We start from the raw sequence: 11,213 nt of genomic DNA on the forward strand, positions 1-11,213 counted from the left end.
TAAAATATGAAATTCGGTTAGTTTTTCAGATAACCTGTCTCAATCTTCCATCAACATGGATTCTGGAACATAGGCAGCATTATCAAATTTGGTAAATTGGCCCATCCAAGTGAGGAACACTTTCCCGACGGGACCGTTACGGTGTTTGCCGATAATACATTCCGCCAAGCCTTTTGCGGGTGATTCTGAGTTGTAGTATTCATCACGATACATGAACATAATTAAGTCGGCATCTTGTTCGATGGCGCCGGATTCACGTAAGTCGGACATCATCGGGCGTTTGTCGGTACGCTGTTCAACGGTACGGCTCAACTGCGACAGGGCAATGACGGGAACTTGCAACTCTTTAGCCAATGCTTTGAGGGAGCGGGAAATTTCGCCAAGCTCGGAAGCGCGGTTGTCAGAACGGCCGGAGCCTGACATTAATTGCAGGTAGTCGATGACGATCAAGCCCAGTTTGCCGTTGAACTGGCGCGCAAGGCGACGGGCGCGGGTGCGCAGTTCGAGCGCGGTCAAGCCCGGAGTTTCATCGATATACATGGGTGCATCGGAAAGTTTAACGACCGCTTCGTTCAGACGGCCCCAGTGTTCGTCTTGCAATCTGCCGGTTTTTAAAACGCTTTGATCCAAACGTCCGACTGAACCCAGCATACGCATAACCAGCTGCGCGCCGCCCATCTCCATCGAGAATACGGCGACAGGCAGCTTGCCCTCTACGGCAACGTGTTCGGCAATGTTGATCGAAAAGGCGGTTTTACCCATAGACGGACGGCCTGCGACGATGATCAAATCACCCGGTTGGAGGCCTGATGTTTTTTTGTCGAGGTCGATAAAACCAGTCGATATGCCGGTTACTTCGTCAGGATTGTCGCGCGAATAAAGCATATCGATGCGCTCGACCACTTCTTTCAGCAGGTCGGGCATCTCAAGGAAGCCTTGTTTGGATTTGGCGGTACTTTCGGCAATTTGGAATACTTTGTTTTCTGCCTCGTCCAAAAGTTGGCCTGCATCGCGCCCTTGCGGATTGTAGGCGCTGCGTGCAATTTCCGTGCCGACTTCGGCAAGCTGGCGCATGATGGAGCGTTCGCGCACGATTTCGGCGTAGCGGCGGATATTGGCTGCGGATGGCGTGTTTTGCGCCAGCGTAATCAGATAGTTGAATCCGCCTGCCGCTTCCAATTCTTCATTGCGTTCCAAACTTTCTTGAACGGTAATGACGTCGGCAGGGCGGCTTTCGTTAATCAGGTTGGCAATGGTACGAAAAATCAGGCGGTGTTCGTGGCGGTAGAAATCTTCGCCGGAAACTACATCGGCAATACGGTCCCAAGCCGAATTTTCCAGCATCAGGCCGCCCAAAACGGATTGCTCCGCTTCTGTGGAATGCGGCGGCAAGGATAATGCGCTGATTTCACGGTCTTCAGACGGTATGTCGGAATAATTGCTCATGACGGGCATCTCTGGCTGGAAAATTGTAATCCGCTATTATAACGCAGTGTAAGTTCAATTGGTTTGTTTAGGCTAAAGCAGGTAAAATAGTCATGTTGTCAATATGACGACGCACACTACCAAAATATAAATATCAACAATCAGGAGCACAAAAATGGAACATAAGCTGCCACAACTGCCTTATGAACTGGACGCATTGTCCCCACATCTGACCAAAGAAACTTTGGAGTTCCACTACGGCAAACACCATCAAACCTACATCACCAACTTGAACAATCAAATCAAAGGCACTGAGTTTGAAGAAATGCCTTTGGAAGAAATCGTGAAAAAATCTTCCGGTGGTATGTTCAACAACGCTGCCCAAACTTGGAACCACACTTTCTACTGGCTGGGCTTTACCCCTAAAGGCCAAGGCAAACCTGCCGGTGAATTGGCTGCGGCCATCGACTCCAAATGGGGCAGCTTCGAGAAATTCCAAGAAGCGTTCAATGCCTGCGCGGCCGGTACTTTCGGTTCCGGTTGGGCATGGTTGGTGAAAACGCCTGCCGGCGAATTGGATCTGGTTTCTACTTCCAATGCAGGTACTCCGCTGACTACTGAAAATACTCCGCTGTTGACTTGCGACGTATGGGAACACGCCTACTACATCGACTACCGCAACAGCCGTCCTAACTACCTGAAAGGTTTTTGGGAAATCGTTAACTGGGATGAAGTTGCCAAACGCTTTGCCGCATAAAACGATATGAATGAAAAGGCCGTCTGAAAGATTTTCAGACGGCCTTTTTGTTGATATTGGATGAGGAAAATGGTTTAGATGAATGTTTTTTCTGTCTGATGCGCAAAATTATCATGGAGCGGACAAAAAGGAAAATGGGAGATTAATGTTACAATATTGTTAACAATTTTTCGATTCCACATGATATGGAATCAGCGTTTGACATACATAAGATAAGAGGATTTTATGAAGTTTTTAGACCGTGAGGCGACCATTGCCCAACCCGGCTTTAATCGTTGGCTGGTACCGCCTGCCGCTTTGGCCGTGCATCTTGCCATCGGACAGATATACGCTTATTCCGTGTTTAATGCGCCTTTAACCAAGCTTATCGGTATCACTGAGTCGGCTGCCGGAGATTGGAAGCTGACCACGGTGGGCTGGATTTTCAGTATTGCCTTGGCGATGTTGGGCGCGTCTGCGGCCATGTTCGGTACATGGATGGAACGCGTTGGGCCGCGTAAGGCGATGTTTGTTGCCGCCTGCTGCTTTAGCTTGGGCTTTTTTGTGTCGGCAATCGGCGTCCATACGCACAATCTGTTTTTGCTTTATTTGGGCAACGGCGTGATTGGCGGGATTGGTTTGGGCTTGGGCTATATCGGGCCTGTATCGACATTGATGAAATGGTTTCCCGATAAACCGGGCATGGCGACAGGCTTGGCGATTATGGGTTTTGGCGGCGGCGCGATGTTGGCTTCGCCTTTGTCGGTATCGCTGATGAGTTTTTTCTCCAGTGAAACTTCGGTTGGCGTTGCGCAGACTTTTGTGGTTTTAGGGTTGTTTTATTTGGTGTTGATGATGTTCGGCGCGTTTACGATCCGTGTACCTGCCGATGGCTGGAAACCTAAAGGTTATGTTGCGCCGAAAAACAAAAGCAAATTGGTCAGCAGCAATCATGTCAATGTCTCACAAGCCATGAAAACGCCGCAATTCTGGCTCTTGTTTTGGGTGTTGTGCTTGAATGTGACGGCCGGTATTGGTGTGTTGGGACAGGCTTCCGTCATGATTCAGGAGCTGTTTTCCGAGGCATCTGTAGGAAAACAAGCGGCCATTGGTGCGGGCGCGGCGGCAGGTTTTGTGAGCCTGTTGAGCCTGTTTAATATGGGCGGCCGCTTTTTGTGGTCCAGTGTGTCCGATAAAATCGGCCGTAAAAATACTTATACCATTTTCTTCGTGCTCGGCTCGCTGTTGTATTTTGCCATTCCGTCTATTGGCGGGAGCGGTAACAAGGCTTTGTTTGTCATTGGTTTCTGCGTCATTATTTCCATGTATGGCGGTGGTTTTGCAGCGATTCCGGCGTATTTGAAGGATTTGTTCGGCACTTATCAAGTCGGTGCAATCCACGGCAGGATTTTGCTGGCATGGTCAACTGCGGCCGTTATTGGTCCGGTATTGGTCAACTATATCCGCCAAAGTCAAATTGAAAGCGGCGTTCCGGCTGCTGAAGCTTATAGTATTACCATGTACATCATGGCGGGTTTGTTGATTGTCGGTTTGCTGTGTAACTTGAGTGTCCGTTCGGTTCATGAAAAGCATCACGAGAAAGACATTAAAGTAGCGGCACATAGCCGCAATCCCGATGATGAAACCGCTGTATCCGATGCCTATCTGATTAGCAAAAAAGTATCAGCGGGCGGTATCGGCGTATGGTGGCGCTGGGCTTTGGTCTGCATTCCTTTGGGCTACGGCGTCATTATGGTTTTTGTGAAAGCCTTAAGTTTGTTTAATTGATTGTTGAAAATGAAAGGCCGTCTGAAAGTTTCAGACGGCCTTTTAAAATGTTAAACAATTAATCTTTCGATACGCTGATGGTATGTTTAATATGTTTTAAATTCGCAACGATGGTAAAAGTCATCATCACCAGTAAAGCCCATGAGCTCCATTTGCTGATGTGTACCGATGCCCACGCGCCGATTTGGTTGGGATAGCGCCAAACGCCGAATAAAGTTCCTAAATTTTCCGCCAGCCAAATGAAAAATCCAATCAGGACGAAAGCGAGCAGGAGCGGCATTTTGCGAGTGGTGTCATAGGGCGTGTATAAGACCGTTGTCCGGGCGTATAGGCCGAGAGCAAAGGCTGCGAGATACCAGCGATAGTCGCCGATATAGTGATGAGTGAAAAAATTGATATAAATCGCCAGCGCGCACAAAGTGCCTAACCAATATGGCGGATGGCTTTTGATTTTGAGGTCAAACAGCCGCCATGCTTGGATAATATAGCTGCCGACCGCGGCATACATAAAGCCCGCAAACAGCGGTACGCCGCCGATTTTGGTATATGCTTCTTCCGGATAGCTCCAGGATTGGATACCGCCTGATGTCTTGAACCACTCTAAAGCAAAGCCGACCAAGTGAAACAGCGTAATCGATTTTACTTCGTCCCAAGTTTCCAGCTTGAAATACAGCATGGCTGCTTGCACGGAGACGGCAAAAATCAGCAGCAGGTCATAGCGCGAAATTCCCAGCCAACCTGTTTTGGGAATAAGAAACATGGCAATGAAAAACAAGCCTGCAAATAAGCAGGCTCGTGCTTCTTTTAAACCAAAAAACCAAAATTCAACGATAAAGCGTCGCCAACCATGCAAATCCTTGCGTTTGGGATGCTCAGTCAGCCAAGTATCCAGTTTGCCCAGCATATTTTCAGACGGCCTCTTTATCTTGATAATGTTTTAGGCAGACTGAATTGGAATGACACGGTTTTGCTTACGTTTTGCGCCACCTTCACAATAGTTGGTTTTGACATAATCTTCAACGATCTGCAAAAACTCGGCAGCGATATTGTCGCCTTTGAGGGTCACTTTGCGTTCGCCGTCTACATAAACCGGCGCAACCGGAGTTTCGCCTGTACCTGGCAGGCTGATACCGATATCGGCAAGCTTGCTCTCGCCCGGGCCATTGACTACGCAACCCATTACGGCAACGTTCAATGATTCAACGCCTGGATACTCAGTGCGCCAAACAGTCATTTTTTGACGTAAATAGTTTTGTACGTCTTGCGCCAATTCTTGGAATACGGTACTGGTGGTACGGCCGCAACCCGGGCAGGCTGTAACCATTGGTGTGAAGGAACGCAAGCCCATGGTTTGCAGGATTTCCTGACCGACAATGACTTCCTGAGTGCGCGAACTGCCGGGCTCGGGGGTTAGGGAGATTCGAATGGTGTCGCCGATACCTTCTTGCAGCAATACAGCCAAGGCAGCGGTAGATGCCACAATACCTTTGCTGCCCATACCGGCCTCAGTCAGACCGAGATGGAGCGGATAGTGGCAACGGCTACCCAATTCGCGGTAAACCTGAATCAAGTCTTGTACGGCGCTGACCTTGCACGACAAAATGATTTTGTCTTCAGGCAAGCCCAAAGCTACGGCTTTTTCTGCCGACTCTAGCGCCGAAACAATCAAAGCCTCTTTCATGATTTCTTCAGGCGGCTTCGGTGTGGCAGAAGCTAGGTTGGCATCCATCATGCGCTTGGCAAGGCTTTGATCAAGCGAACCCCAGTTCACGCCGATGCGTACGGCTTTATTGTTTTCCGCCGCTGTACGAATCATAAAGGCAAATTTCTCATCGCCTTTTGCACCTTTGCCGACATTGCCCGGATTGATGCGGTATTTAGACAGGGCTTTGCCGCACTCGGGAAATTCAGCCAATAAGCGTTCGCCATTGAAATGGAAATCGCCGATCAGGGGCGTGGTATAACCCATATCGTCTAAGCGGCTACGGATTTCGGCGACTTTGGAAGCCGCTTCCGGAGTATTGACCGTGATGCGTACCATTTCCGAGCCGGCATCGCTCAACTCTTTGACTTGTCGGGCGGTTGCTTCTGCATCTGCGGTGTCGGTATTAGTCATAGATTGTACAACGACGGGCGCATCCGAACCAACGATGAGATGATCGATTTGTACTTGATGTGTCAGACGGCGTTTAGGTGTGGTCATTTTAGTTTTTTCCTGCAACAAAAGAGGCGGATTTTTCACCGGCAACACGGTGTTTTAAAGGTTCGATTGGCGTGCCGCCGTAATTGGCTTCCGAACCGGCTGCAATACCGATCCAAACATTATAAGGCGCGCCGCCTCTCAGACGATGTTCGCTTCCGGCCGGAACAATGCGGCTGAATACTACTTTTCCATCTTTGTCTGCAATAATCAGATTGCTTCGGTATTGGACTTTAATCCACAGTTCGTCTTTCTCGACTTTGACGGCAGGTTTTTCTTCTACAACGGCGGAAGCTGCTGAAGCTGCTTGTTCATTGGCTGCTTCAGGCTTATTGGTAATTTCTTTTTTGCCCTCTTCGGTCATTTCGCTAACGGCAACATTATCCGTTTTCAAAGCAGGCGTTTTCATCGTATCGGCAACATCTTTGCTGTTTTGAATATTTGCCTGTTCGTTTTCATAGCTGGATTTACTTTGCCAAAAGTAAACACCGCCTATTGCTAAAGCCAATGCGGCTGCACCCAATATCCATTTTGGGAAACCCTGTTTTTCAGCATCCTCGTAGCTTAAGCCGCTGTTGGTGCTGCGTGTTACTGCATATACATGGTCTTCAAGTTGCGGAGTAATCGAGTGTAAATGTTTGGTGATGGTTTGTTCATCGATTTTGAGGAATCGTGCATATGAACGAAGATAGCCTGAGACGAAGACCAGGCCCGGAAAATTTGAATATTCCCCTTTTTCCAAGGCATCAATTTGTTCGGCAGACAGTTTTAAACGTGAAGCAACATCTTCAATATCGATTTTGGCATCAGTTCTGTGCTTGCGTAATTCATCCCCCAGTGTTTTGGCGGCTTGTGTGTCGTAGTTGATTTTATCGTTATTTTCCATTTAGTGGCCTGTTGTAACAGTTTGTAGTTCGTCTGAATAAGGGAAGTTTGCCCTAAGTTGGGCTTCGTATTCGTATGCGGCGTGTTTATTACCCAAGGCGGTAGCCAAACGCCAGCCTAAAAGCAAATCGTCAGCCTGCAGGACATCGACTTTGCTTTGGTATTGGCGGAAATAATAGTCGGCATCGTTCAGATTGCCTGCCATCATTTTGGTTCGGGCAAGCTCTTTGAAAGCAGGGAAGAATTGTGGATTGGCTGCCAAAGACCTTTCTAAATAGGCTTGAGCCAAAGAGTATTGGCCTAACCTTGCGCTGCAAATGCCTTTATTCATATTGGCAATAAAGGGGCTCGGGTAGGTCGGGTCAGCCAGTGCTTTATCAAAATAAGCCATGGATTCGGCAGGTGCATTCATTTGATTGCATAAGAACCAACCGTAATTGTTGTTAACTTCCGCACTATCCGGTTTTAAAGACAATGCTTTAAGAAAGCTTTCCTGAGCTTTATCGCGGACCTTCAGATATTGATAAATTTCAGCACGTACCAACCAAGCAATATCGTTTTTTGAATTGAATTTAAGCGCCTCTTCGATACTTTCAGTAGCTTGGCGGTAGTTTTGGCCGCGCATATATTCCACAGCAAGCTGGGTTTTGATATTGGAAACCTGAATGGCACGTTCTTTGGGGCTTGGTCCGGAAGAGGATACGCAGGCAGAAAGAGTCAGTGCGGTAAGTAAAGCGAATCCGAACTTGATTTTCATAATTAACCTTATTGTTCGACCAAAATTTGTTGCCATTTTTGTTGGCGGCGTGTTTTATCTTGTACTTGTCCGGCCAATTGTCCGCAAGCGGCATCAATATCGTCGCCGCGGGTTTTGCGGACAGTAACGACAAAGCCGGCTTGTTGCAGAATGTCGCGGAAGATGCGGATATTCTCGTTGGTAGAACGTTCGTAGCCGGAATTTGGGAAAGGGTTGAACGGAATCAGATTGAATTTGCACGGTACGTCTTTAACCAATTCAATCAATTCGCGCGCGTGTTGGGCCTTGTCGTTGATGCCGTCGAGCATAACGTATTCAAAGGTAATAAAGTCGCGGGGGGCTTTGACCAGATAACGTTGACAGGCCGCCATTAATTCTTTCAACGGATATTTCTTATTCAGCGGAACGATTTGATCGCGCACTTCGTCGTTGGAGGCGTGTAAAGATACTGCTAAAGCAACAGGCATTGCATCGCGCAGTCTGTCCATTTGCGGAACCATGCCCGAAGTGGAAACGGTCACGCGGCGGCGGCTCAAGCCATAGCCGTGATCATCCAGCATAATGCTCAAAGCGGTAACAACATTATCAAAGTTTGCCATGGGTTCGCCCATACCCATCATCACCACGTTGGAGATAACGCGTTCATTTTTAGGGGTAACACCCATGGCTTTATTGGCCCACCAAAGCTGGCCGATAATTTCTGCGGCAGTCAGGTTGCGGTTGAAACCTTGTCGTCCAGTAGAACAGAAGGTGCATTCCAATGCGCAACCTACTTGGGAAGAGATGCACAAAGTACCGCGTTCGGCTTCGGGAATGAAGACGGTTTCTACACCGTTGCCCGTGCCGACATCCAGCAACCATTTGCGTGTGCCATCCGTAGATTCTTGTGCCATCATTAATTTAGGCACTTCGATTGTGGCTTGTTCATTCAGCTTGGCGCGCAATGATTTGGCCAAGTCAGTCATTTCTTCAAAGTTTTGTGCACCGGCTTGATGCATCCAACGCATGACTTGCTTGGCGCGGAAAGGTTTTTCACCCATTTCGGCAAAGTGTTGCGTCAGTCCGTTTAAATCGTAATTCAGTAGATTGGTTTTCATGTATTTTTATGTTTCTCAATAAAGCTTTTAAAGTAAAGAGGCTTATCGGTCAGCTTTGCTTTAAAAGCCTTTAGGGGGTTTCAGACGGCCTGTCATTTGCAGGGCATACAAAGCAGTTTTGCCGTCCGATATGGAATCGGACGGCCGTATAGCGGCTACAGGCTTTTTGCTTTTATCGTGGGCAGATTTCGCTTTGGCTGAAGAAGTAGGCAATTTCAATCGCAGCGTTTTCCACGCTGTCAGAACCGTGCACAGCATTGACGCTGACAGATTCTGCAAAGTCGGCGCGGATTGTGCCTGGAGCGGCATCAGTCGGATTGGTTGCGCCCATCAATTCACGATTTTTAGCAACGGCGTTTTCACCTTCCAATACTTGAATCATGACGGGATTGCGTGTCATGAATTTAACTAAGTCTTCGTAAAAAGGGCGGCCTTTATGTACGGCATAAAACTCTTTTGCTTCGCGTTCAGACAGCTGTTTCATTTTTGCCGCAATAATGCGCAGGCCGTTTTCTTCAAAGCGGCTATAAATCTTGCCGATGACGTTTTTTTCTACCGCATCGGGTTTGATGATGGAAATCGTACGTTCGATGGCCATGTTATGTCCTTGTTTTTATTGATAGGTAAGTTGTCGCAACCAAGAGGCGAGGGAAGTGTATTCTAGCAAATTTCGCCCCTTTTTGGGAAAGGCATTATTTGCTTAAAGTCAGGTGTGGTTGTTCCAAATAGACTTCAGATTGCATTTCGATCATACGGCTGGCTGTACGGGTAAATTCTTCGGCAAAATCGCCTTCGACATAAATATCGTTTACGCCAACTGCACTGGTGGCGCACAATTTCACACGGAAATCGTATAAAACGTCAATTAACCATGTCAGACGGCGTGCTTCTGCTTTTTCTTGCGGGGTCAGGCGTTCCAATCCTGATAGAAAAACCATCTCGTAATGTTCGGCCAAATAAAGATAGTCGGCTTGTGAGCGCGGACCGAAACACAATGCACGGAAATCAAACCAGATGGCGCGTTCCGACTGGGCTTTATGAGGAATTTCCCGTCCATGAATAATGCTGATTCCTGGATTCAATTCAGAGATTCCGCTCATTTCTTTAAATAAAGTAGCCAGTTTTTGCTCGTTTTCTTCATTATTGGGCACAAAGAAAATTTCGGCAGGGCGCAATGTGCGCAATCGGTAATCTTCTCCGCCATCTACATTTAAAACGGTCAGGTTAGATTCGATAAGGGCGATGGTTGGCAGAAAGCTGCTGCGGTTTTGGCCTTGAGGATAGAGTTCGGATGGGGCGTAGTTGGAAGTGGCCACCAAAACAACACCTTCGCTCAGCAGGTTTTCCAACAAACGGCCTAAAATCATTGCATCGGCAATGTCGCTGACGTGAAATTCATCAAAGCATAATACGCGTGTTTCTTTGGCAATTTCTGCTGCAACGGCTTTTAAAGGATTCGCTTCACTCTTTAAAGCTTTCAGCCGTTGATGAATTTCGGCCATAAAGGCATGGAAATGCACGCGGCGCTTACGGCGATAAGGGAGGCAGCCAAAAAAAGCGTCCATCAGGAAACTTTTACCGCGTCCTACGCCGCCATAAAAATAGAGTCCTTTAGGTACTTGAGGGGAACGCAGGCTGCGGCCGAGAAAACGGTTGCGTTTGCGTTTGAACATCATCAGCTCGGTCCACAAGCGATCCAAATATTCAATGGCTCGTGCTTGTGCTTCGTCACGGATGAAGTTGGGTTGTTCGGCGGCGGCCTGATACCAAGTCAATGGGCTGTGGTTTTCAAATGGCGGTGGCGTAAATAGTTGGTCTCTATTGCTCATGTATAACCTTTATTATGTTTTGCTGGCGATAGTCGAAACATCATCCGCAATAATTTGGACAGTAGTCGGAATGATGTTCTCATTATGGAATAGTCGGTCTATTATAAATGATTTCAGACGGCCTGCGTTTTTTGCAAAGGCTTTGTTGTCAATATAGTTGGAAAAGTGTGCGATTAAAGTGCAAGTAAAAAGGGCTGGCTTTAGTATTTTTTGAAAAAACAAAAAAACGCCGCATTTCTGCGGCGTTTTGCTACTAAGTATTAATGAGCACTTTCTTGCAATGCCAAGTCTACACGCTCACGCAACTCTTTACCCGGTTTGAAGTGGGGAACATGTTTTTCAGGCACTTCCACACGTTCGCCGGTTTTAGGGTTGCGCCCGATACGGGCAGGGCGGTGGTTCAAGTCGAAGCTGCCGAAGCCGCGGATTTCGATACGTTGTCCACGAGCCAGTGAGCGGGTCATGGTATCAACCAAGACTTTTACACTGTATTCGA

Annotated in this window: 11 protein-coding genes; 2 read left to right on the top strand and 9 right to left on the bottom strand. The window is 47.7% G+C overall.

Annotated elements, in window-relative coordinates; genetic code table 11:
• Nucleotides 1–39 precede the first annotated feature (39 nt).
• Nucleotides 40–1,455, bottom strand: a complete 1,416-nt coding sequence (dnaB, locus tag ACTHUT_RS02555) for a replicative DNA helicase (protein WP_440386297.1) — start codon at nt 1,453–1,455, stop codon at nt 40–42.
• Between the two features lie 145 nt (nt 1,456–1,600).
• On the opposite strand from dnaB, the gene ACTHUT_RS02560 reads away from it, so the two are divergent.
• Together ACTHUT_RS02560 and ACTHUT_RS02565 are read left to right on the top strand one after the other, a co-directional pair.
• On the top strand, nt 1,601–2,182 hold the full coding sequence (locus tag ACTHUT_RS02560) for a superoxide dismutase (protein ID WP_440386298.1): 582 nt from the start codon (nt 1,601–1,603) through the stop codon (nt 2,180–2,182).
• A gap of 225 nt (nt 2,183–2,407) precedes the next feature.
• Nucleotides 2,408–3,949, top strand: coding sequence for an L-lactate MFS transporter (locus ACTHUT_RS02565; RefSeq protein ID WP_049322676.1), 1,542 nt, complete (start codon nt 2,408–2,410; stop codon nt 3,947–3,949).
• Between the two features lie 58 nt (nt 3,950–4,007).
• On the opposite strand, the gene ACTHUT_RS02570 is transcribed toward ACTHUT_RS02565, so the two are convergent.
• The 8 genes from ACTHUT_RS02570 to ACTHUT_RS02605 form a co-directional block, all read right to left on the bottom strand.
• The gene (locus tag ACTHUT_RS02570; RefSeq protein WP_036490627.1) at nt 4,008–4,853 is read right to left on the bottom strand and encodes a DUF817 domain-containing protein; all 846 of its coding nucleotides are present in this window, start codon (nt 4,851–4,853) and stop codon (nt 4,008–4,010) included.
• Nucleotides 4,854–4,886: 33 nt separating this feature from the next.
• Nucleotides 4,887–6,152, bottom strand: coding sequence for a flavodoxin-dependent (E)-4-hydroxy-3-methylbut-2-enyl-diphosphate synthase (ispG, locus tag ACTHUT_RS02575; RefSeq protein ID WP_070813963.1), 1,266 nt, complete (start codon nt 6,150–6,152; stop codon nt 4,887–4,889).
• A gap of 1 nt (nt 6,153) precedes the next feature.
• Nucleotides 6,154–7,035, bottom strand: a complete 882-nt coding sequence (locus ACTHUT_RS02580; protein ID WP_440386299.1) for a helix-turn-helix domain-containing protein — start codon at nt 7,033–7,035, stop codon at nt 6,154–6,156.
• Nucleotides 7,036–7,791, bottom strand: coding sequence for a type IV pilus biogenesis/stability protein PilW (pilW, locus tag ACTHUT_RS02585; RefSeq protein ID WP_440386300.1), 756 nt, complete (start codon nt 7,789–7,791; stop codon nt 7,036–7,038).
• Between the two features lie 8 nt (nt 7,792–7,799).
• Nucleotides 7,800–8,888 (bottom strand): 23S rRNA (adenine(2503)-C(2))-methyltransferase RlmN, encoded by a 1,089-nt coding sequence (gene rlmN, locus ACTHUT_RS02590; RefSeq protein WP_003747025.1) that lies wholly within the window; start codon nt 8,886–8,888, stop codon nt 7,800–7,802.
• Between the two features lie 172 nt (nt 8,889–9,060).
• Entirely contained in the window at nt 9,061–9,486 is a 426-nt protein-coding gene (ndk, locus tag ACTHUT_RS02595; protein ID WP_440386301.1) for a nucleoside-diphosphate kinase, read from the bottom strand.
• Nucleotides 9,487–9,580: 94 nt separating this feature from the next.
• Complete coding sequence (gene zapE / locus ACTHUT_RS02600; RefSeq protein ID WP_049336592.1) at nt 9,581–10,717, bottom strand: cell division protein ZapE; 1,137 nt, start codon at nt 10,715–10,717, stop codon at nt 9,581–9,583.
• A 260-nt stretch (nt 10,718–10,977) separates the two neighbouring features.
• On the bottom strand, nt 10,978–11,213 hold a 236-nt coding region (locus ACTHUT_RS02605), incomplete at its 5' end, for an integration host factor subunit beta (RefSeq protein ID WP_440418669.1).

Source organism: Neisseria sp. P0022.S010 (assembly GCF_051956635.1).

What these genes read in the sequence shown, in the direction of transcription:
- dnaB (WP_440386297.1), bottom strand. Translation starts at nt 1,455, where the DNA reads ATGCCCGTCATGAGCAATTATTCCGACATACCGTCTGAAGACCGTGAA.
- ACTHUT_RS02560 (WP_440386298.1), top strand. Translation starts at nt 1,601, where the DNA reads ATGGAACATAAGCTGCCACAACTGCCTTATGAACTGGACGCATTGTCC.
- ACTHUT_RS02565 (WP_049322676.1), top strand. Translation starts at nt 2,408, where the DNA reads ATGAAGTTTTTAGACCGTGAGGCGACCATTGCCCAACCCGGCTTTAAT.
- ACTHUT_RS02570 (WP_036490627.1), bottom strand. Translation starts at nt 4,853, where the DNA reads ATGCTGGGCAAACTGGATACTTGGCTGACTGAGCATCCCAAACGCAAG.
- ispG (WP_070813963.1), bottom strand. Translation starts at nt 6,152, where the DNA reads ATGACCACACCTAAACGCCGTCTGACACATCAAGTACAAATCGATCAT.
- ACTHUT_RS02580 (WP_440386299.1), bottom strand. Translation starts at nt 7,035, where the DNA reads ATGGAAAATAACGATAAAATCAACTACGACACACAAGCCGCCAAAACA.
- pilW (WP_440386300.1), bottom strand. Translation starts at nt 7,791, where the DNA reads ATGAAAATCAAGTTCGGATTCGCTTTACTTACCGCACTGACTCTTTCT.
- rlmN (WP_003747025.1), bottom strand. Translation starts at nt 8,888, where the DNA reads ATGAAAACCAATCTACTGAATTACGATTTAAACGGACTGACGCAACAC.
- ndk (WP_440386301.1), bottom strand. Translation starts at nt 9,486, where the DNA reads ATGGCCATCGAACGTACGATTTCCATCATCAAACCCGATGCGGTAGAA.
- zapE (WP_049336592.1), bottom strand. Translation starts at nt 10,717, where the DNA reads ATGAGCAATAGAGACCAACTATTTACGCCACCGCCATTTGAAAACCAC.